At 57.2% G+C, this 21,930-nt stretch carries 22 protein-coding genes; 7 read left to right on the top strand and 15 right to left on the bottom strand.

Features of this window, described 5'->3' with window-relative positions; all coding sequences use genetic code 11:
• Positions 1-75 precede the first annotated feature (75 nt).
• From HMPREF2912_RS12250 to HMPREF2912_RS12260, 3 genes are all read right to left on the bottom strand, one after another.
• The gene (locus HMPREF2912_RS12250) at positions 76-1,623 is read right to left on the bottom strand and encodes a hypothetical protein (RefSeq protein WP_246816555.1); all 1,548 of its coding nucleotides are present in this window, start codon (positions 1,621-1,623) and stop codon (positions 76-78) included.
• A 416-nt stretch (positions 1,624-2,039) separates the two neighbouring features.
• Entirely contained in the window at positions 2,040-3,449 is a 1,410-nt protein-coding gene (locus HMPREF2912_RS12255; protein WP_070524822.1) for a TetR/AcrR family transcriptional regulator, read from the bottom strand.
• Between the two features lie 278 nt (positions 3,450-3,727).
• Positions 3,728-3,907: an antitoxin gene (locus HMPREF2912_RS12260; RefSeq protein WP_070524820.1), complete on the bottom strand. Its 180-nt coding sequence runs from the start codon at positions 3,905-3,907 to the stop codon at positions 3,728-3,730.
• Positions 3,908-4,379: 472 nt separating this feature from the next.
• Here HMPREF2912_RS12260 and HMPREF2912_RS12265 point away from each other — a divergent pair, with 472 nt between their 5' ends.
• Entirely contained in the window at positions 4,380-5,678 is a 1,299-nt protein-coding gene (locus tag HMPREF2912_RS12265) for a site-specific DNA-methyltransferase (protein WP_083304458.1), read from the top strand.
• Positions 5,679-5,696: 18 nt separating this feature from the next.
• On the opposite strand, the gene HMPREF2912_RS12270 is transcribed toward HMPREF2912_RS12265, so the two are convergent.
• Positions 5,697-6,479: a CE1 family esterase gene (locus tag HMPREF2912_RS12270; RefSeq protein WP_227486307.1), complete on the bottom strand. Its 783-nt coding sequence runs from the start codon at positions 6,477-6,479 to the stop codon at positions 5,697-5,699.
• Positions 6,480-6,573: 94 nt separating this feature from the next.
• Here HMPREF2912_RS12270 and HMPREF2912_RS13295 point away from each other — a divergent pair, with 94 nt between their 5' ends.
• From HMPREF2912_RS13295 to HMPREF2912_RS12295, 6 genes are all read left to right on the top strand, one after another.
• The gene (locus tag HMPREF2912_RS13295) at positions 6,574-6,777 is read left to right on the top strand and encodes a hypothetical protein (protein ID WP_154737134.1); all 204 of its coding nucleotides are present in this window, start codon (positions 6,574-6,576) and stop codon (positions 6,775-6,777) included.
• 13 nt (positions 6,778-6,790) lie between these two features.
• Positions 6,791-7,633: a class I SAM-dependent methyltransferase gene (locus HMPREF2912_RS12785; RefSeq protein WP_070708408.1), complete on the top strand. Its 843-nt coding sequence runs from the start codon at positions 6,791-6,793 to the stop codon at positions 7,631-7,633.
• Between the two features lie 88 nt (positions 7,634-7,721).
• Positions 7,722-8,660, top strand: coding sequence for an ABC transporter ATP-binding protein (locus HMPREF2912_RS12280; protein WP_070524816.1), 939 nt, complete (start codon positions 7,722-7,724; stop codon positions 8,658-8,660).
• Positions 8,661-8,671: 11 nt separating this feature from the next.
• Positions 8,672-9,469 (top strand): ABC-2 transporter permease, encoded by a 798-nt coding sequence (locus HMPREF2912_RS12285; protein WP_070596378.1) that lies wholly within the window; start codon positions 8,672-8,674, stop codon positions 9,467-9,469.
• Entirely contained in the window at positions 9,466-10,578 is a 1,113-nt protein-coding gene (locus HMPREF2912_RS12290) for a sensor histidine kinase (RefSeq protein WP_070524812.1), read from the top strand. Before HMPREF2912_RS12285 ends, HMPREF2912_RS12290 begins: the two co-directional genes overlap by 4 nt.
• Positions 10,575-11,183, top strand: a complete 609-nt coding sequence (locus HMPREF2912_RS12295) for a response regulator transcription factor (protein WP_070684360.1) — start codon at positions 10,575-10,577, stop codon at positions 11,181-11,183. The genes HMPREF2912_RS12290 and HMPREF2912_RS12295 overlap by 4 nt, the downstream gene beginning before the upstream one ends.
• Before the next feature lie 38 nt (positions 11,184-11,221).
• On the opposite strand, the gene der is transcribed toward HMPREF2912_RS12295, so the two are convergent.
• The 11 genes from der to steA form a co-directional block, all read right to left on the bottom strand.
• A complete protein-coding gene (gene der, locus HMPREF2912_RS12300) occupies positions 11,222-12,835 on the bottom strand; it encodes a ribosome biogenesis GTPase Der (RefSeq protein WP_070596372.1) in 1,614 nt (537 codons plus the stop codon).
• 1 nt (position 12,836) lies between these two features.
• Positions 12,837-13,538, bottom strand: coding sequence for a (d)CMP kinase (gene cmk / locus HMPREF2912_RS12305; RefSeq protein WP_070524805.1), 702 nt, complete (start codon positions 13,536-13,538; stop codon positions 12,837-12,839).
• Positions 13,538-14,455 (bottom strand): pseudouridine synthase, encoded by a 918-nt coding sequence (locus tag HMPREF2912_RS12310; protein ID WP_070524802.1) that lies wholly within the window; start codon positions 14,453-14,455, stop codon positions 13,538-13,540. The genes cmk and HMPREF2912_RS12310 overlap by 1 nt, the downstream gene beginning before the upstream one ends.
• Positions 14,456-14,542: 87 nt before the next feature.
• A complete protein-coding gene (scpB, locus tag HMPREF2912_RS12315) occupies positions 14,543-15,157 on the bottom strand; it encodes an SMC-Scp complex subunit ScpB (RefSeq protein ID WP_070524800.1) in 615 nt (204 codons plus the stop codon).
• A gap of 16 nt (positions 15,158-15,173) precedes the next feature.
• Positions 15,174-15,971 (bottom strand): segregation and condensation protein A, encoded by a 798-nt coding sequence (locus tag HMPREF2912_RS12925; RefSeq protein ID WP_070532543.1) that lies wholly within the window; start codon positions 15,969-15,971, stop codon positions 15,174-15,176.
• Between the two features lie 9 nt (positions 15,972-15,980).
• Entirely contained in the window at positions 15,981-16,859 is an 879-nt protein-coding gene (locus HMPREF2912_RS12930) for a ParA family protein (RefSeq protein ID WP_180952111.1), read from the bottom strand.
• A gap of 165 nt (positions 16,860-17,024) precedes the next feature.
• Entirely contained in the window at positions 17,025-18,155 is a 1,131-nt protein-coding gene (locus HMPREF2912_RS12330) for a hypothetical protein (protein ID WP_070524795.1), read from the bottom strand.
• Positions 18,156-18,201: 46 nt separating this feature from the next.
• Positions 18,202-19,080, bottom strand: a complete 879-nt coding sequence (gene xerD / locus HMPREF2912_RS12335) for a site-specific tyrosine recombinase XerD (protein ID WP_070524847.1) — start codon at positions 19,078-19,080, stop codon at positions 18,202-18,204.
• A 41-nt stretch (positions 19,081-19,121) separates the two neighbouring features.
• A complete protein-coding gene (locus tag HMPREF2912_RS12340; protein WP_070524793.1) occupies positions 19,122-19,760 on the bottom strand; it encodes an NUDIX domain-containing protein in 639 nt (212 codons plus the stop codon).
• On the bottom strand, positions 19,761-20,720 hold the full coding sequence (locus HMPREF2912_RS12345; RefSeq protein ID WP_070524790.1) for a copper transporter: 960 nt from the start codon (positions 20,718-20,720) through the stop codon (positions 19,761-19,763).
• On the bottom strand, positions 20,720-21,904 hold the full coding sequence (gene steA / locus HMPREF2912_RS12350; protein WP_070524788.1) for a putative cytokinetic ring protein SteA: 1,185 nt from the start codon (positions 21,902-21,904) through the stop codon (positions 20,720-20,722). The genes HMPREF2912_RS12345 and steA overlap by 1 nt, the downstream gene beginning before the upstream one ends.
• Between the last annotated feature and the right edge of the window lie 26 nt (positions 21,905-21,930).

Raw genomic sequence — 21,930 nt, forward strand, 5'->3', positions numbered from 1 at the left:
CTGCGGATGCAATGGGGCTGTTCTGTATTGCTCTGCCTGAGATTTCTCTGCTCAGGCTGGAACTACGAGTTGGTCTTAGCGGTTAGCGCGCCACGGAATGCCTTCCTTGGGCAGGTAGCCCAGCAGGTAGAGGTAATCAATAGCGCCGAAGATGGAAACGATTAGACCGCCACCGAGAATCGCTCCAAGGAATGAGTAACCAACAGCGGAGGACATATCAGCGTCTTCACCATCTTTACCATCTTTGCCGTCGACGCCATCGCGGCCGTTGATGCCATCCTTGCCGTCAAGCCCATCGCGGCCGTCGCGACCGTCACGGCCATCCTTGCCGTCGGCGCCGTCCTTGCCATCACGCCCATCGCGGCCGTCCTCACCGTCGCGTCCATCGCGGCCATCCTTGCCGTCGGCACCGTCCTTGCCATCACGGCCAGGCTCCCCGTCTTCACCGTTATTATCCTCATCATCGGAATCTACAGGGGCCGAGGTAGTGGAAGCAGGCTCGGATTCCTCCGTCGGATCCTCAGGTTCGGCCGCCTCGGACTCAGTAGATTCAGGCGCAGTCGACTCTGCGGACTCAGAAGCCTCATCTGATGCGGAGGGTTCACTCGACTCGGAAGGCTCAGTGGACTCGGAGGGCTTCTCGGAATCAGAAGGCTCGGCGGACTCAGAAGGCTCAGAGGACTCGGTTGTCGAGGTGGAATCCGGCGCTTCGTCGCTGACCTGCTTGCCATTGAGCATGTCCGCACACTTCTGTCCAGCCGGTGCGTTAACCTCGGCCAACGCAGAAGCCGCGGTCGAGATACCAGACAGGGTGGACTCAATTTCCTTGCGCTGAGTATCGCTCAGCTTCAAGTCCTTAGCGGCACTAGCGCCCGGGAAAAGGCCAGCAATCGTAACGGCGGCATTAAAAACCTTCAATACGGTAGCCACTCCAGTACCGAAAGCACCATCAGCAAACTTGATGAGCCCAGAGACGGTCTTCTTCGCCGCATCCGGGTTCTTCAAATCGACATCAGCATCGGAGTTCTCGATCTTTGCGATAGCCATGCCCTGCGCACGTGCGAGGTCCCACGTGACATCCTTGTCTTTCTCGCCTTCACGGACCATTTCAGCGATCCGCTCCCACGAGCTTGCGCCAATCTTCTTGATGAAGTCCGACGGGACGAGATCGCCGACAACAGGAATAACTTCCCATACGGTCTGCAGCAGCTTGTTGCCGCCATCATAGAATGCACGAGCTAGGTCGAGCTTGCGCTCAAGAATCTCGCCTTCCTTACCAGGAGCATCAGAAATCTCACAGACCAGCTTGCCGTCCTTCTCGACGACCTTGATCGAAGCGTCAGCCGTCGATGCTTCAGTGCTCTTCAGCTCATCAAGCGTCGTCGGTTTGCTGTTTTCCGCGTCATAAAAGCTGATGTCGTTGTTGCGAGAGTCGCGGTCAAGCTCTTCAATCGCGTTATCACCAGCGTTGTCTTCATCAACCAGGTTGCCGTCTTCGTCGAAGGCAGTGCCGTTGACATCAAGAGTGCCAGTGCCATTCTCCTCGTGAACGAAGGAAGATTCTGCCGGTTCCTCTACCGCAATTGCCTGAGGAGCAACGATAACGGAAGAAAAGGTAGCCACTGCCGCTACAGTGGCGACAATGCGAGAGCGAGTAGGGCGCATAGTTAGTCTTTCTTAAACTGAAGTGAAAACCCGCTTAGCCTTATAAGGCTTGCGATTAAAGTTCGGACGTGGCCACCATACAACCTGCAGAGTATATTTTCTACACTTGAGCAACTACTTGCTACCCCCATTCAGAGACACCGGCCATCGACATCTTTGCAGTTCACGCCATAAACATTAGTCGCTCCAGACCGATTTCTACCCCCTTCACGCAATGAATGCGCCCAGCCAAAGCCCACGTCCACACCACCCCGACAAGGTGCAGCCACCCTCAGATATTGACAAAAGAATCCCCACTTTCACTCTAAGAAAGTGGGGAGGAATATGATGCGAATCACTCTCAGTTGAGCATCCCGCACGCTCATTTCACTGAACTAGCCTGCCATGCCATTGAGGCTTCGCATGATGCCGCCGAGTTCGATATCCATATACTGAGTCAGAATTCCAAAAATAAAATCGGAATTATACCCACGCAATGGCCCGTTGGTGCTCAGCATGGCAAGACCGTGGGCGCCAGCCCACACTGAAATCACTAATGTAAAAAGAACCCATGGAGTGCGCGGCCCGTCCACCTCATCGATAGCCTCGCGTACGAGAGACATAATGAACCCAAAGGCTCGGCCGAACTCGCTGAAATCACGTTGAAGCTCGACCGCTTTATTCGCGTTTGGCAGGAAGTCATCCTCAAACGACATGGGCACGATCGGGCCGGATGCGATCTTAATGAGCGCCTCAAATCCTTGCGGGTCATGCAAAGCATGCGAGACATATCCATAGCCCGTAGCTTTAATCTTCGACACTGCGCTAGCGTCCTGCGGCAACGCGGCTACCTGACGGTAAATGAACTCATAGTTGATTTTGTCCAAATAGCGCTCCAAGAAACTCGCCAGCTCTTGGTCGCTTTCAATAAGGTGTTCAGCCTCTTGGACGCTAAGTCCTGCTCGTTTTGCGGCGCCACCGATATGCAAGCCAGTCACGCCGTGGTCTAGAGCCTCCTCAACGGCACCTCGGAGCAGAGCTCTCCGCTGCTCTTCTTCAGTCCCCCGCGGAAAGTTTTCTGCACTGATTAGGAGTGTTTCAGGCTGCTCCCCTGCCAGGCCGCAAGGTTCGGCGCGCTTGATACGCTCGCCCCTAAAAAAGGGATAAAGACCAACGCTCAGCGTATCCATGACAGCACTAAAGGTTTGCTTTTTCGCCGCTGGCGAGAGGTAGCGCAGAATCCCTTCGGCTGCAAGCTGTGTAACGCCGTGTAGGTGGGAGAATATCGACAGAGCGGAGAGCAGCGTCCCATAGGCATCGAGCTCCGTGCCGCCGGATTCTTTAATAGCGTCTTTAGTCAGGTCAAAAAGAATACGCATAATGGGGCAGGTGTCAGCCTCTCCATCACGGCTAGCAAAGTCCTCAGCCGTCAATCCCGTGCGGGGAGAAGCGTAGACAGCAGTAAAAGCCGCAAAAGAGGATGGGTCCTCGACCGCAAAAGAAAAGTAGGACAGCGCGGTAGCACGAAGCTTATCTACCGCGGTCGCATTTTCGGGCAATCCTTGTAGGTGCACATCAATAGTTGACGTCAGTGCATCATTGAGAGAGTGCTTAGTTGCCTCGACGAGTTCCGCTTCGGAAGCAAAAAGTGCCTGAGCTTCCGCAAGAGGCACATCAACCTGGTCAGCAACCTCCCGAAGGCGCACTTCATCGATGCCCGCCTTAGCAATGACCCGGCCAGCTTGCTCAATCAGAAGCTGCTTAAAGGGCTGGCTACTTTGTTCCACACCTACTGAAGTATTCACAGTGTTCAGCCTACCTAGGAAATGACCGATTTTATATTCATAAACACAACATAGGAGGATTTAAAGGTTTCTCTCAGATTCCTTTTCTCTATCAACTCGCCCATATTATGTCCCAGCCGAAACCAACATATACATTGCTACAAAACTTATACAGTCCTGCCCACATCGTGGACAGGACTTATAGAGCGAGCCTAGCGTGGCATTTCAGAGGCAGTGGGTTCTTACTCCTGCGACGTCAGGGTACCAGGCACACTGCCTCCGCCCTCAATTTTTAGGACTTAAGCGCCCTCGTTACCGATACGATCATCGAGCTGGTCGCGAGCAGAGTCAATCTTATCGGCCTTATCTTCGCCGAGCTTACCCTTAGCAAGATCAGCGCCCTTGTCCAGTGCGCTGTCCGAAACCTGCTCGCCCTTATCGGAGTTCAGCGCGTCCTTTGCCTTGTCAAAAATACCCATTCCTACAATCCTTTCGTTGCTTTTACTGTTTCTAACCGTGCTAGCTACCAACGTGTCAATACGCCTGCGGCTACAACCGATCAGTAGGCGTGAACCCCATCGATCGGCTCCGCACACTACGAACAAGTGCACTATCGACCGCGGCATTCACGTTGCGAGCCATCACGAGACTCCACCGTACCGACGCACCAGAGTCTTCGCCACACGAGTTATTAATCACCCTAGTTATGAGACGTACCGTTCCCACCCAAAGCAGCACTCTAAGAATTCTCAGGGTCGGCGCATCCGTTTACCCCCTCCACCTACCCCTTTTCGTTCAACAACTTGGTAAAAGCAGGCGCGCTTTCGTTAGCATTGCTGTGCACTCTAGGACACACTTCTTTGGCTGCGCTCCGCGCTCAGTTCTTTGCGCAATAATTAACGCACATACCCTCGTCCGTAGATCAATCGCCAAAGTACAAACCTGCCCACAATGCCTTCCCCTCATTCTGAGCCAACTCCCCGACCCGCTACACAACCTGATTCTTCGACGCCCTCTCATGGGCTAGAAATACCCACAAACGATGACTCAGCCTTTGGCTTAGTGTGGCCCGGAAAGAATGCTGCCGCTGCGCTTGCTGCCTCTCAAGCTGCGGGGAGGCAAACGTTGATAAGCGGCTCGGATTCCACCACCAATTCAGTCACCGTCGCCGATAATCTATCCGCGCTCAAGAGCTTTGTTGCCCGCGGTATGAAGGCCGACGTCATCTATATCGACCCGCCGTATAACACCGGCAAGGATTTTGTTTATCGCGACAACTTCCGCCAACGGCGAGAAATGCGCTCAGAGCACTTTGGTCAATGGCATGCCGAATGGCTTTCTATGATGCTTCCGCGACTGATCCTTGCGCGTGAAGTACTCGCAGACACAGGATTCATCGTGGTTTCGATCGGCGAATCAGAATGTGCCCATGTACGCCTACTCCTCAACGAGGTTTTCGGCGAGGATTGCTTTGCAAGCCAGCTCATTTGGAAAAAAGGCGGTACTGGAAAGAATGATTCAAGATATGCCGTCCAAGAGCACGAATATGTCCTTTGCTACGCTAAATCTCCGGAAAACTCCGGGTTCAATGTTGATCTAGGGGCGCAGACATCGACCCGCTACAACCATCGCGATGAGAAGGGTAACTATTCCCTCGTTCGCCTAGATTCCAAGACCTTGGGTTATCTACCAAGCCTCGACTTTCCCATCGTCGGTCCGAATGGTGATAAATACTGGCCTCATCAACCCGACGGGAAGTCGAAGGTCGCGCGCTGGCGTTGGGGGCGGGACAAAGTTGATAAGCACTATGACGACCTGGTTTTCAGACGCGGCTTTGTCTATACCAAAAACTATGAAAAGAAGGGTGCGCGCCCACGCTCCATACTGGACGGGGAACGATTCGGTGTAACCCGTACAGGCCGTCGTGACGCTGAAGAGGCACTCGGTGTTAAAGGCGTATTCGATTTTCCCAAACCAGTGCGGCTTATCAAGCACCTCATCGCAATCGCCGGCGGCCCCAACGCGGTAGTCCTCGACTTTTTTGCTGGCTCTGGCACCACCGCGCAGGCCGTCGTCGAGCTCAATCGCGAGGATGGCGGCCAACGCTCCTTTCACCTCGTACAGATTCCGGCCCCCACGGAAACCACCAGTGCCGCGCACCAAGCTGGTTATAAAACGGTGGCAGATATCTGCTTAGCGCGGGTTCGCTCCCTCGGCATCCCCTTTAATCACTACACGCTGAGCGAGTAGTCCACGAAGGAATCAATCCTAGGCCACTCCGTGTTCCTCGGTGTCTGCAGGCCGGCCGGGGATACCGAAGAAGTCTAGTACCGCGTCGGTGGCAAAACCTTTACCCACCTCAGTTTTCGTAGCGTTGTTTCCACCAGGCCACACGTGGGATCCGCCTTCGATGCGAATGTGCTGCAGCGGTGCTTGGCAGGCAGTCCATGTCTCTCTGGTGGCACCGTTTGTGAGACGTACGGACTCAACGTCGCCACGACACTTGTTACGACGCTGATGCTGCCCGAGCACTTCTGCGACCGAAGCATAAGCAGTCTCGTGCCGCACGCCGCCCTCATAGTTGACAACGGGGTCTTTTGTACCGTGAATATCCAAACGGCCAACAGGCTTGTCTGAGCAATCCGTATGGATGCCTTCGTAATAAGCCGCCGATACAGTAGCTACCGAACGAAACGTCCCCGGCATACGGCAGGCTAAGAATGCCGCGAATCCTCCTCCATTGGACAGGCCCGCAGCGAAGATAGCGTTATCGTCTACCTCATAAGTCGCGCGCAGGCTGTCCACGATTGCTCGCACGAATTCTAGGTCTTCTTCCGCGCTGGTAGCAGCATAAGGTGCCGGAGCCCACGCCGCATTTTCCCCTGCAGGGTAGGCGACTATGGCGTCAGCCGCATCAAACTGGCTGTATTGCTCCATGTTTTCCGGAGAATCTGTATAACCGTGGAAGGACAACAGGACCGGCCAGGATCGATCTGCAGTGTAGTTTTCGGGCACGTGGAGGAGAAAACTACGTCCGGAGGCCAACTTCATTTTTTTCGTGTGCCCGGGGTCGGGGCCAACGAGCATAGGGGCGACGGGAAAACCGAGGTCACTTCTCCACTCTGCTGTTGATGGAGAAGTAGTCGTGTCTTCTTCAGGCGAGCTGCACGAGACCAGCGCCATGACGCAAGCTGCGGTTGAGATGATCCCAGCCAGCGTGCGCGAACACCGCAGCCATGCTGCAGAATCTTCACTCATCATTTGCCTCGCCACGCTCGCCCTCGGGAAAATATCCTCGTCCACCTTAAAACATCCCACCGACATCCACGAACCTGCAGCACCGCGGTAGATTTAGGAGCATCATGAGCCCAACTCCTTCCGAATCAACTGATTCCCCCAGCGCCTCATCCCCTTTCCCGGTTCCCGAGCATTACCCCAGCTATCGCCCGGCTTCGGGGAAAGAGGCACCGAGCTTCAACACAGTTCAGCAGCGTCTTCGTTCTGCCCAATCATTCAGTCACGGCGCCGACGCCTATCATGACGTGCGTCCTGGTTACCCGCAGGAGGTATCACGGCTCATTGCCTCCGCGCGGACTGTCCTCGATGTTGGCGCAGGCACCGGAAAGCTCACTGAATCACTAAGCAACCCCGTTGTCTACGCCAGCGATCCATCCCCTGACATGACCCGAGTCCTAAACCGCCTCGGGGTGCCGTGCTGGCGTGCAACTGCCGAGAACACTGCGCTTGCCGACGCCTCCCTCGACGCCCTCACCTGCGCGCAGACCTGGCATTGGGTTGACGTCCAACGAGCCTGTGCAGAATTTGACCGGGTTCTCCGCCCCAACGGAAAAGTCCTCTTGGTGTGGAACACTCTGGACGTCAATGCGGACCCGTGGGTCCTGCGTCTTTCCCGCATCATGCATTCCGGAGATGTCCACCGTCCCGGGTTCTATCCCGCTTTTTGTGAACCATGGACGCTTCGCCAAGAGCTCCGCTTGACGTGGGAACACGAGCTGAGCCCCGAAGGCCTTCATGCTCTTATGCATACTCGCTCATATTGGCTTCGCAATGGCCAAAAGATCCATGAACGCATGACACATAACCTCAACTGGTACCTCTTCGAACACATGGGCTTTCGCCCCGGCCAAGTCCTTCGCATTCCTTATCGGACGGATGCGTTCTTATTGGCCCGCGCTGGCGAGTAGCCAGCCCGCCCCAACCATGACAACTGTCACGTCTAATTGGTGACACCACGTCTACGCTGCACATATCTGCCCACCATAGCGTGAAGATATGAGCACAACACGCACTCTCCTACCAGTCATTGACGTCAATGGCGTCAGCAAGGTTTTTAATGCGGCCTCGCCCAATCCTGTACAAGCGCTTCACGACGTCTCCCTTTCCATTCATCGGGGCGAAATCGTTGGCCTGCTGGGAACGAACGGCGCCGGAAAAACGACGCTTATTGATCTCATCCTGGGCCTGACAACACCGACATCCGGCACTATCCAGGTGCTCGGAGAAAGCCCACAGACCGCTATTAAAAGCGGACGCATAGGAGCCGTCATGCAATCCGGCGGCCTTCTTCCTAACATCACCGTCAAGGAAACCCTCGAGCTCCTCGGCGCGGCCTTCCCATCTCACCGTGCGTTTGACGACATCATCGAGCGCGCAAATCTAGGAGATATCCTGTCGCGCCGCGTGAGCAAATGTTCCGGTGGTGAGCAACAACGCCTTCGCTTCGGACTGGCTCTCTTAGGAGATCCGCAAGTGCTGCTTCTCGACGAGCCAACTACGGGGATGGACGCCGGTGCCCGACACCACTTCTGGGAAACTATGCGCGAAGAGGCAGATGCCGGCCGCACCATCGTGCTCACCACCCATTACCTAGAAGAAGCCGAGACCTTTGCCCAGCGCATCATCATGCTCAACAAGGGCCACATTCAAGCCGATGGCTCGACAGAAGAGATCCGCAACTCCAACTCCACCCGCATCGTCCGGGCCACCTTTCCCGGCGAGGTACCACATGTGCTGACGGCCAACCTACTTCCCGGAGCTATCCACCAAGAGCAAACAGACACGGGGCTGGTCATCACTGCTCGAGACTCTGATGCGGTGGCACGCTACCTGCTTAACGAAACCACTGCTCGCGACATCACTATCACAGGACACAGCTTGGAGGATTCCTTCCTCGAGCTCTACAACGCTACATCCAGTAACACCACGCGATAAGGAGATTTCACATGAGCCCCCACACCGCTGCGCACCCTACTCTTCGCACCACCCTCAACTACGCTGCCCACGACTTAAAGCGGCTACGTCGCGACCTGCCTACGCTCTTTTTCAGCGTTGGCCTTCCAATCATCTTCTATATTCTCTTCGGCGCCATGCAAGAATACGGCCAAGTCGAGTTTAACGGCGGAAATGTTGCTGCCCTGGTGATGATCGGCATGGCGCTCTATGCCGGTGCTACAGGTGCTGTTGGCGCCGCCGGCTCCATGGTTGCAGAAAACCGTGCAGGATGGGGCCGGCAATTGGCGCTCACTCCCCTGCGCTCTTCCCAGCTAGGGATTTCCAATTTCCTCAATATCGCGGTCCGCGCGATCTTACCGATCGCCGCTGTCTTCATTACCGGTGCACTCACCGCAGCAAGCATGCAACCGACCCAGTGGGCATTAGCATTTCTTGCTACCGTCGCCTGCGCTATCCCCTTCGGCTTCTACGGCATGGCCTGTGCCATGCTCTTTCCCTCAGAAAACACCGTCTCTATCACGACATCCACTATTGTCATTCTCGCCTTCGCCGGAAATGTTTTCATGCCGCTAAAAGAATCGCTACTCGTGGTCGGACGATTCACTCCGATGTACGGCGCACAGGCTCTTTCGCGTGGGCCTTTGTCTGAAGGCGCCCAAATGATCAATAGCGAGCAGCTCTTTATTGAAGACCCGCTATGGTACGCATGGGTTAATATCGCTGTATGGACAATGGTTTTCGTCGGGTTGTGCCTGATTCTTCACAAGCGCGACAAGAACCGAGCATGATGAGTAGCTTCAAGGTTCGCAATGCCGCTTTCGCAGCTATTTGGTTGATCTTTCTCCTGCTTGTCCTTCTCCAGGTCTTGTTCCTTCCCACTTATACGCCTGCTCAGCGGACCTGGGCTGTGGCCATCACTGTGCTTTTCTGTGTGGCCTATTTTCTCTCCTTTGGTTCTGTCGACTTCTTTCCGCGCGGCTGGACCTTGGATCAACGCGTCACCCTTCGGTGGGTTATCCTCGCGCTACTCGCCCTAGCATCTATTCCGGGATATGGTGCCTGGGCTGTCGCCTTCGTCCCATATCTCGGAGCGCTCGTAGCATATACACAACCGTTCAGGACTGCCGCGACGGTTATTATGCTCACCGGCATACTTGCTGGTATCCCCGCATGGATCTACGAGAATCCTCGCTTTATGGACCTCGCGATCATCCTCTTCGGCTGGCCGCTGCTCATCTTGGTCCTCGGAGCGTTGTCCCAGCGCGAGGACACTGAGACAGCTCTTCGCCATGATTTGGATCTGGCGCATCAACGCGAAGATATTGCCTCCGATATCCATGACCTTCTCGGCCACTCGCTTACTGCTATCAACCTCAAATCCGAAGTAGCCCGTCGGCTCATCGAACACGACCCCGCCAAGGCAGCTGCCGAGCTCGAGGAGATCAGCGCCCTGTCAAGGATGTCACTCGCCGAAGTCCGCTCGACTGTTACTCGTATGAAGAACCCCACCTTTGCCGGCGAGATTCACGCTGCGCGCCGAATCCTCGAAACCGCCGGAATACAAACTCACCTTCCGGATACCCTCACGCACCCACAGTCTCATGAAGATCTGTTCTCCTGGGCGTTACGGGAGCTTAGCACCAACGTCGTGCGACATTCTGGGGCTACCGAATGCTGGGTACTACTCACGGAGAACTCCCTCAAGGTTATGGACAACGGCTGTGGCTTCACAGAAGACGCTACGCGTGCACTTGCTTCCGGTCTCACGGGCCTCGCAGGTCTTCGCCGCCGGGCAGAAGCCGCCGGCGGTGAGGTCACAATCGAGCGCGCCGGCGGTTTGACCACAGTCCGCGTGACGCTCAAAGGACCTGATACGCAGGAGGTTAAGCAGTTTTGACGAACGCCATCCGGGTGCTCATTGCCGAGGACCAGTCTCTAGTTCGCGGCGCGCTGACCGCGCTCCTTAATACCGAGCCGGACATTGAAGTCGTTGCAGGCTGTGCCTCTGGGACAGAGGTCGCGGAGCTCGTCGCTAAGCACAGCGTTGACGTGGCTTTACTCGACATTGAGATGCCTGGTATGAACGGCATCGATGCTGCCAAGAGTATCGCCAGCACCGACTGCCGGAGCCTTATCGTCACCACATTTGGACGGTCCGGTTACGTCAAACGCGCTCTCGAAGCAGGTATAGATGGCTTTCTCGTCAAAGACACCCCTCCCGATGAACTCGCTGATGCCATCCGCCGTGTCCATTCGGGTTTGCGCGTTATCGATCCGCAGCTTGCTCAGGACATTCTCTTCGCCCCCGACAACCCACTGAGCGAACGAGAAATCGAGGTATGCCGCCTGTTAGTCCGTGGACTCGGCTCCGCTGATATCGCTTCGCAACTTCACCTCAGCGGCGGGACCGTGCGCAACCACGTCTCCGCCATCATGGCGAAGACGCGGGCTGGAAATCGCTTCGAGGCTGCTCGGCGGGCCGAAGCAAACGGGTGGATTTGAGGCCTCTTCGTGGTTCCGCCTTCAGCCCGCTAGCGGAGCTATCGGCGTTGGCGGCGCTCGCGCACGCGCACCGCGATGCGCACGGGCGAGCCGTGGAAACCGAAACGCTCACGGAATTTACGCTCTAGGTAGCGACGATAGCCAGCGTCCAAGAAGCCGGTTGTAAACAGCACGATGGTCGGTGGTTGCGTCGACGCCTGAGTGGCAAAGAGCACTCGCGGCAGGCGGTTATTATTCATCGGCGGTGGATTCGCGGCAATCGCGTCACGCATCCAATTGTTGAGCTGACCGGTGGACACGCGCTGATCCCAGCTTTCTAGGGCCTCGATCATGGCGGGCTCAAGCTTTTGCAGGGCGCGCCCGGTCTCAGCAGAGATATTCACACGGGTCACCCACGGCAGGTGGCGCAGGTTCTCATCAATTTCGCGCTCTAGGTAGTAGCGGCGATCCTCATCCACAAGGTCCCACTTGTTAAAGGCAATAACCAAGGCTTTTCCGGCCTCGAGAATCATGTTGAGGACGCGTTGGTCTTGCTCCGAGACTTCTTGGGAAGCGTCGATAAGCATGACGCACACCTCGGCCGCATCAATCACGCCGCGCGTGCGCAAGGAGGCGTAGTACTCGTGGCCCTGCGCGTTTTTAACCTTCTTGCGCAGACCTGCGGTATCAATGAACTTCCACAAACGTTGGTCTAGCTGCACCAGGGAATCAACTGGGTCGACCGTGGTGCCTGCAGCATTGTCTACCACGGAGCGCTCCTCCGCCGTCAGCTTGTTCAGCAAGGAGGACTTGCCCACGTTCGGCTTGCCCACCAACGCCACGCGGCGAGGACCGGAGGTAATCGAGGAATGACGCGGTTCTGCAGGGAACAAACGGAGAATCTCATCGAGGACGTCGGCACCGCCCCGACCATGCTGAGCGGATACTGGCCACGGATCGCCCAAACCAAGCGCGTAGAACTCGGCCATGTCTGCATACATGGTTTCCGAATCAAACTTGTTGGATACCAGGATGACTGGGACCTCGGAGCGCTGCAATTTCCGAGCCATAACCGCATCGGTCTCAGTGATGCCCACCTTGGTGTCCACCACGAATACGATGACGTCGGCAGTTTCCATCGCCTGCTCTGCCTGGCGGGCGATGGCGGCATGGATTCCCTTGACGTTCGGGTCCCAACCTCCGGTGTCCTGAACAAAGAAGCGCTGGCCATTCCACTCCGCTACATAAGACACGCGGTCACGGGTGACGCCCGGGTGGTCCTCTACAACAGCTTCACGGCGCCCAAGGAAGCGATTCACCAGAGAAGACTTGCCCACGTTCGGGCGGCCCACTACGGCCACCGTGCACAGGTTTTCCTCCGTATGGCCTTCACCGACACCAAAGGCGTGGGATAGGGCTTCCCATTCTTCCTCGCTCAGCGGAGCCTCATCGTCGAATTCGGTCTCATCCTCACCAAAATCGGCCTCGCTGAATTCAGACTCGTCGAATTCATAGTCAAAGTCTTCAGAGTCGAAATCCTTCGGAGCCCAGCCGCCGTGCGGATCGCGTACGACCTCTTCTTCAAGTTTTCCGGCCGGATAGTGAAATTCCGTCTCAAAGTCTTCCGGCTGCTGCGCCGGATCTACATCCGGATTCTGCGGTTCATTAGTCATGTCAGGCCTCCTGTGCAGCCGATTCTTTGACGACGGCAATGAGAGCGTCAAGGACCTCATCTCGGGTCATCTCGGACGTATCAACGAGTACCGCGTCCTCCGCCGGGCGCAGCGGCGATGTAGCGCGGGAAGAGTCGGCGGCGTCGCGCCGTTCGACGGCGGCAAGCACGGAGTCAAAATCCGAATCAATGCCGGCAGCCAGGTTTTGGTCATGACGGCGCTGTGCTCGGACCTCGGCGCTAGCCGTCATGAAAGCCTTCGCGGGGGCATCGGCAAGAACAACCGTGCCGATATCGCGCCCTTCAACTATCGCGCGGTGAGCCTGGGCGGCAAGCTTACGTTGCAGTTCAACGAGGTTTTGGCGTACTTCCGGAATGGCGGAAACTGCCGAGACATTGCGGGTGACCTCATCTTCTCGGATGACGCGGGAGACATCCTCGCCATCAAAGACGACCATGGTGGAATCTGGATCATCAGACACCTCGAGAGGCAGGTCAGCAGTCGTGGAAATCACCGCCTCAGTATCCGCTGGGTCCACACCCGCGCGCAGCACAGCAAGCGTTGCCACGCGGTACATTGCACCGGTATCGACGTACTTGGCGTCAAGCTTCTTGGCCAGTGCTCGGCACGTCGTGGACTTACCGGTTCCGGAGGGACCGTCAACAGCCAGAATGAGGCCTTGATTGGGCATATTTGAAATCATTACATCCCCACCGCCTTGTACAGGCTGGTCAGTTCGTTGGAGTTCAGTGCACGCAAGGAGCCGGGCTTCATATCACCCAACTGCACCGTGTGGAGTTTGGTGCGCACGAGACGCTGGACCGGATACCCGGCTTCTTTAAGCATGCGGCGCACGATGTGCTTCCGGCCTTCGTGCAACTCGACGCGCACCAGCGAATAGCCCTGGTTCTTGTCCACAATCTGCACATAGTCCGCCTGCGCAAGACCATCGTCCAATTCGATGCCTTCGCGCAGCTGACGAACGAGCTTCTTATCTGCTTCACCAAGGACAGTCGCGAGGTATGTTTTGGTCACCTCATACTTGGGATGCATGAGACGGTTGGCAAGTTCGCCGTCGTTAGTCAATAAGAGAAGGCCCTCGGTATCCGCATCGAGGCGTCCGACATGGAACAAGCGCTGGCCTGCTACCACGCGATCAGCCACGACATCTCCCACGCAAGGACGGCCCATGTCATCCGACATCGTGGACTGCATACCGCGCGGTTTGTTGAGCACGAAGTATTGGGTCTCCTCGTTGACGTTGATGCGTGTGCCATCGACGCGAATCACGTCCGTGTTGGGGTTAACACGAGTGCCCTGCTTGATGATGACCTGGCCGTTGACCTCAACGCGGCCCTCATCGATGAGGATCTCTGCATGGCGGCGCGAAGCAACGCCGGCCTTTGCCAAGACCTTTTGCAGGCGCTCGCCTTGGTTCTGGGAGCCCTTCTTATTTTTACCGTCTACCAGCCAGTCCGCGCCCAAGTCTCGGGCGATAGATTCTGCGGTGGCCTTCTTCTTTACATGCTGATGGCGGGCCGGCTTAGCGTTCGACACGATCATGTCGCTGTCACGCTTTTTCTTTTCCGGTGTGCCATCGCGGCGAGCGGGTGGAGTCACGGGAATGTGTCCTCTCAATAGTTCTTCAATTTGCGGCGCGCGGAAACGCGCCGATGTCCGGCCGCAATCCTACCGCAGACAGCGCCTTTATGAGTAGTCCTCGTCGATCTGCTCGATGTCTGGCAGCAGCGGAGCGAGATCCGGGAGGCGCTCGAGGGAATCAATACCGAGTAGCTCTAGGAAAAGCTCAGTAGTCTCATAGTGATGTGCGTTGCCAGCTGAGGGCTCTGGGCTCTCTATCTCCCGGATGAGCCCCCGCAACATGAGCGTACGAACTACTCCGTCGACGTTGACGCCGCGTACGCCAGCGACTTGGGCTCGGGTGACCGGTTGGCGGTATGCGATAACTGCCAAGGTCTCCAATGCCGCGCGGGAAAGCTTGGTTTGGGTGCCATCGAGAACAAACTGCTCGACGGCATCTGCGTTCTCTTTACGCGTATAAAAGCGCCAGCCCTCCGGTGTCTCACGCAGATCGATGCCGGAGCCGCGCTCGCTCAGCTCGCGCTCTAGTGCACGCAGAGTATCACTGACGACGGTGACCTCCGCATCCAGTACACGGGCCAGCTCCTCCACGCTGGCTGGGGAATCAATAACGAGGAGGATGGACTCCAGGCGTGAGCGCAACTGTGAAATAAGAGGCAAAGCTCCCTGTCGGCTCGGGGCTACGAGGTCGCTGGGGGCCAAGGATGACGTATCGTCCATGACTCGGTAGCCTACCCTAATCCCAGTTTGCCGCCGCGACGACGGCCGGGTCCACGTCGAGCCCGGTCCAGGACAATTCAAGTGGCCCCAAAGACTCTGGTTGGGAAGCATCAACCGCTTTGGCCTTGTAGAGCTCCAGCAACGCCAGGAAACGTCCGACGACCTCCATAGAGATGGTGCAGTCCCTGGTTAAGGCTTCGAAACTCATCCATTGCCCTGTGCCCAGCATCTTGAGCGTCGTGAGGATCTTTCCGGCTTGCTCCGGCACGGAGACAGCAACCTGGTGAATATGGCCTGTGGCAACCTCTTCCGGGGGTTTGGGCCGGAAGACACCAGCTGCGAGTTCGGCGAACGTGGCTGGAGTATGCCCAATCTTGACTGGCGGAAGAAGGTTGCTAAAGCGCTCCTCCATCGCCACCGCACGCGGATAACGCCGCTGGGCCGCGCGCTGCCATTGCGCGAACTGGTCGGCAACCTGCTTATAAGCCTTGTACTGCAGAAGGCGTGCAAAGAGGAGATCGCGAGTCTCCAGGAGCTCAAGATCTTCAAAGTCATCGACTTCGCCACGCGGCAATAATCGAGCGGCCTTCAAATCCAGAAGTGTTGCGGCGATAAGAAGGAACTCCGTGGTTTCATCCAAATCCGCGGTTGCCCCTAAAGCACGCGTATAGGCCACGAACTCATCGGTAACTTCAGACAGCGCCACCTCCGTAACGTCCAGCTTCTTCGCCTGAATCAGCTGCAGCAGCAAGTCGAAAGGGCCCTCAAAATTGCCCAGGGCGATGCGAAAGCCGGTAATCTCCGGTTGGGTCATAATGAGCGACTAGCCGTTAGCTCGCTCGATGACCTCTTTAGCCAGGTCGCGGTACTGCTTGGCTGCCTGGGAGCTGGGAGCCCAGGTAGTAATGGGCTCGCCGGCTACCGACGTCTCTGGGAAACGAACAGTACGTGTAATCACCGTGTCAAAGACCTTGTCCCCGAAATACTCCACCACGCGGTCCATGACCTCCCGGGCGTGGCGGGTGCGGCGATCAAACATGGTAACCAGAATTCCCATGACCTCGAGATCGAAGTTAATGCGGTCCGCTACTTTCTCCACGGTATCGGTCAACAGCGCGAGGCCGCGCAGGGAAAAGAACTCGCACTCCATGGGGATGATAACTCCCTGCGAGCAGGCCAAAGCATTGACCGTGAGCAAGCCCAGTGAAGGCTGGCAGTCAATGATGATGAAGTCATAGTCCTTGCGTACCGGGCGAAGGGCACGAGCCAGGGTATGTTCGCGGCCAACTTCATTGACCATCTGGATCTCAGCGGCGGAGAGGTCGATGTTGGCGGGGACGAGGTCGAGCCCGGCCACACCGGTGTGCACGATAGCGGAATGCACTGAGACTTCGCTATCAAGCATGACGTCATAAATGGTGTCCTGGATCTGGTCGTGGGTCAGGCCTAGGCCGGCCGAAAGAGCACCCTGCGGGTCCAAGTCAACGAGGAGGACTTTACGCCCCAGCTCCGCCAAACACGCGCCCATGTTAATGGTGGACGTGGTTTTTCCGACGCCACCCTTCTGGTTACACATGGAAATAATCGTGGCGGGACCATGCTTTTCCAATGGCTCCGGTTCCGGAAGCTCCCGCAGTGGGCGGCCGGTTAACCCGACCTGTGCTTCCGAGGCCTCAAACAGTCCCTCGTCGCTCACAGTCACACCTGCTTCCTTGACCTGTACGGCCCCTTTGCGGTCTTTCCGCTTCGGCTTTGCAGCAACACGCGGCGCCGCATTCTTACATCCTTGTGATTATAGGGTACCCCGTGGGTGCCTGCGCCGCGATTATAGCTAAGGAAAACCGGTGAATAAAGTCCATGGCCTAGATTAGGCGTCCTCCTGTGCTCCCTTCGACCGGCGTCCCTTAAGCGCGAGCCACACGATGAGCGCGATAACTCCGAGGCCCGCGATACCTGCTGCAAGTGCGCCAACTCCAAGCCCCGAGTCTCCTTGTTCCTCTCCCCCGGCCTTGTCAGCTGCATCAGAATCCAGCTGCTGCTCCGCAGGCACCTCACTCGCGCTCTCACGGGTTGGATCGGTAAGCGTCACTACCAGCTCAGCGGACTGAGTGTCCTTGTTCACGAATTGCATGATGAAAGGATTGTCCGGCTCCGCCCCCTCTGGGTAGGTCAGGGTCATGGTGCGCGAGCCTTTGTCGATCTCCCGTTTGACCCCCTCTACGAACTCGCCTTCCGCGTTGAGGTAGCGCAGCGTGACTCCGTCATCCTCAAGGTGCTTGAAGCGGTTGTACAGGTCGAGAGCCTGTTTGAGCCCAAGCTTGGCAGTGATTGTTTGGCCGTCAATCGTGGATTCCAGGTTCACATAGGAAGTATTCGAATCATCAATTCCTTCCCACCCGCGGCCTGTTCGCGGAGGAGGCACGTGGCCTTGAGCAGAGCCATCCGCAGCGGACGCCGAGCCATCGGCGGGATGCTGTCCTCCGTTCTGCTCACCACCACCTGCGCTGTCATCGGAGTTCTCGCTCCCCGCCGGTCCCCCGTTGCCCCCGGGATTGTCCGGGTTCTCGTGGTCCTGCTGCTCACCGCCGAGCTGGCCCGGATCCCCGTTCTCAGCTGCGTCGTTGAGATCATCGGCAGTAACGTCGGCGTCGGCCACGAGCACGATGGTCATGGTCACGCCTTGGTAGGTCACCGGCACACTGATTTGTCCTCCCGCGGGTGGTGCGGTCACCGTAGCGCTGCCGCCAGAAGCAGTGACGTTCCAACCATCGGAGGCCACGTTGACGTCGACAGGAACTGGCAGCGAAACGGTCGTCGTCTGACCAGCCGGCACCGGAATGGTGGCGTCTTGTGCAGAGGCGGCGGCCGTACCGAACCCTGGCAGCACCCCAGTTGCGCTCACGATGTCCGACGCGACGCCGGAAAGGGAACCTACGGAGAGCACGGAAGCTAGCGCAACCGCTCGATAGGTTTGGGACAAAGAAGTGGTTGAAGCCATAAATATCCTTTTCATTAGGTTGAAGTCGTGACGATTCTAGGCGCTCTTAAGCGCGTGGATGGGCAGTGCGCCACACTTCGCGGAGTGAATCCGCAGTGACGTGGGTATAAATCTGTGTCGTCGTCACGGAAGAATGCCCCAAGAGCTCCTGTACGGTACGCACATCAGCCCCGCCCTCGAGCAGATGGGTGGCAAATGAGTGACGCAGTGTATGCGGAGAGATTTTAGTACTTAGGTGGGCGCGCTGCGCTGCGGTCTTGATCACGGCCCAGGCGCTTTGCCGCGATAAAGACTTGCCCCGAGTATTGAGGAACAGGGCGTGAGAGGCTCCCGTAGCCAGCACAGGGCGGGCACGCACGAGGTAGTTCTCCACCGCTGTCACCGCATGTGAACCCAGCGGAACTAGCCGTTGCTTATCGCCCTTGCCGCTCAACAACACAATGTCACGAACTGAAGCACTCCCCTCACCCGTCACATCGTCCACATTTAGCGCGATGATTTCGGAGATACGTGCGCCCGTACCATACAGCATCTCCAATAGAGCGCGATCTCGGATATCAATGGGCGTTGCAGTATCTCCGCTAGGGATGGCATCGAGGAGTGCCTCCACATCCTCCACGCTGAGAGTCTCCGGCAGCGGTTGCGCCCGCTTGGGTGGGGAAACCTCCGCCGCGACGTCTTCCTCAATCATCCCCTCGGCCAGGGCAAACTTATGCAACCCTCGAGCGACAACCAAAGCGCGACTAGCAGAGGACTGCGCAAGATTCTTACGCAAGTAAACGAGGTAGTTCTCCACGTGCGAGCGGGTTACGTGGCGCAAATCCGTGATCCCAGATTCCGCAAGCCAATTAACGTAACGGTTAATGTCTCGACGGTAATTACTTACCGTATTCTTCGAGGCACCTTTTTCCACCATGAGGTGCATCAACCAAGCTTGTCCGGCGGCTGCGGCGGGGTTAGAGGGCGTCACAGCTGCTTAAGATCCGGACCCGGGCGCCGGTGCGCGATCGATTCCGGGCGCAGCTCGAAAGGAGAGTCAACTGAGCGCGGGGTGGCATCCCCACGCACGCAGACAAATGCCGCAAGGATTCCTGCCACCGCAATGGAGTTCACAATCTCCCCCACCAGGATGCGCTCGACAGCCTCCGCAAGGGGAACCCATGCAAAGCCCATGTCAGCTTCCTCGTCGCCTTCGGCGTTGAGTTTGGGCACGCTCGACAGGCCTCGCGCCAAGAACACGCGCACGGCTTCCTCGCAGAATCCCGGGGAGGTCACCAGATCAGTCAACACTGCCCATTCCTCGGCGACCAGGCCGGCCTCTTCCTGGAGCTCGCGTTGCGCGCCGCCTAGCTCGTCTTCGCCCTTCACATCGAGCAAGCCGGCCGGCAGCTCCCACAGACGCTTACCGACGCTATGCCGGTACTGCTCCACCATGGCGATACGGTTGTTCTCATCCAACGCCACAACGGCCACAGCACCAAGGTGCTCGACAACTTCTCGCTGAGCAATAACCTCCCCCGGCATGACGACATCATCGCGGCGGACGGCGATGATGGGGGCGTCGACAAGCAGCTCGGTTCCCACCGTACGAAAATGGTGTGACATCTAGAGATCCTTCGGCAGCGCCGGCGCTGCGCTGTCAGCATTCGCCGCAGAACCATACACACCGTGGCCACCATCGAGTTGTTCCTTCACGGCTAAAACACTGGCCATCTGGGACACCGGGTGATCAATGGAGTCCACGGTGCTGATCTTCGTCTTGTCGGCTCGGAGTTTATCCAAGACGCCGTCGTCACCGGCGGATTCCACGCGCCCGGCATAAACCATCGCGGTATCCACCGAATCAAAACCTTCTAGGAAGTTGACCGTCGTATCAATGGCGTACTTCGCAGCAGCACTGTCGTCTTCCTCTCCCGGGGTCATGCCTCCGCCCACGACGACCACGGCCTGAGCAGGAAGAATAGTGCCATCCTTGTAGTCGATGTAGCCGGCATCGCGCAGAGCCCGCAAAAGGGTCGCGCGATCATCAACTGATGCAAGCGGTTCGGTGGTCTCAGCATCCATCATCAACCCCGCCGCAAGTGCCTGACCAGCATGTGTGCCGGCATCAATCTTCTTTTTATCGAGCTTCGCTCCCGCCGGCAACGTGGTGGTAACGAGGGACAAAAGCTTGTCCGCGGATTCTTGGGCTACAAACTTCTCAGTCAGCTTGATGCTTCCTGCATCGGTGGAATCTGCAGAACCCAGCAAATCCTTGACGGCCTTGACGTCGGCGTCGTCGGCATCGGGCATACTCACAACCATGACCGGGCGCTGCGCCAAGGAACCATCCACCACGTATCGGCCGAGATCTCCCATAACGGAATCAGCAGAGTCTAGCTGGGCCTCCGCGATGTTGTTGTCAAGAACCAGCTTTCCGTATTTCTCGCGCACCTCACTGGTCGATTCACCCCCGGGACCCGATCCGGAATCCATGTTTGGAGCAATCACCAGCGTGCCCAACGCAATGCCAAGGGCTGCGCCGAAACCGAGGCCGGTGATAATGAGGGACTTAGGCGACATCATTACTTAAACCACTCCTGCACGCTTAACGCGAAGTTATTCCAGGTATCGATCAGGTTCTGGAGGAAGGATTCATCGCCGCCCAAGCCGACGATCAAAATAACGACGGCAAGTGCTACGAGGATGCCAAGCAGCGCCCACAGCCATCCCATAGCTCCGGAATTTGGCGCGGAATAAAGGTTGATAACAGCGTCCGCATCCACCAGGCGCGTGCCCGCCTTCATGTGGCACAGCAAAGCCGCGGGCGTAGCATTCGGCTCGTTAGCAAAGATGTCGTCGAGGTCGAGGGATCCGCCAACCTGAACAATCATCTGAGCCTCGTGGTAGTCCGCAAGCAACAGCGCGAGATCGGTAGCTGAATCCGTAGCGGCAGGGAAGGTCATCGCACCAATCCCCAAATCCTGAATGCGCTCGAGCCCGTCAGCAGTACCGTCCGGTTCGGCGGGGAGAATAACCTGGGCACCGCTGCGCAGGGTTTCCGAGCTCACCTCGGAGGGGTTACCCACGATGAAGTGAGGCTGGTACCCCAGCTCGACCAGGGTGTCCGCGGCAGCATCCACGCCGATAATGATGGGTTCATACTCGCGGATAAAGTTGCGCAGGAGCGTCAGCTTCTTGCGGTGTTCCTCAGTGGGCGAGACCACGAGAACTTTGCGCCCGGCCATGACGGACCCTGCATCGGGAACACCCAGGCCATCGATGAGCAGCGGACCTTCAGAATGAATGAACTCAATGGAGTTACCGAAATATGCCTCCATATGATCGATGAGTTCCTGCTGGGCAGAAGCAAAATTCTTCTCCGCCCGGTCGCGGGTAACCACCGTTCCCGAAGAAAGCTGGGTATCGCCCGCAAAAATGGCGCCGTCTTCGGTCAGACGCGCCTTCTTTCCATCCTTGAAATTGTCCACAAAATCTTGGCCTACGCCCTCGATGAGGGTGACATCGGCGTCGAGAAGCATGTGGGGTCCATAATTCGGGATAGAACCAGTGGAGAACTCCGCGACGTTGATCACGGCGGCCGGCTTCATATCCACGAGGGTCTGGGCCTCTTGGCGGGAGATATTGGCGGCGTTGATGACTGCGAAGTCACCAGCGCTAAACTTCTTCATGCCCTTGCCACCCGGGGTGCAATCACGCAGCGCGCCGTGTTCTCCAGGCAGATCGGTATTACGGGAAAACAGACTCATGTCTGACAGTTTCCCCTGTTAGGGGC

It is taken from the genome of Corynebacterium sp. HMSC056E09 (assembly GCF_001813425.1).
GTDB lineage: Bacteria > Actinomycetota > Actinomycetes > Mycobacteriales > Mycobacteriaceae > Corynebacterium > Corynebacterium hesseae.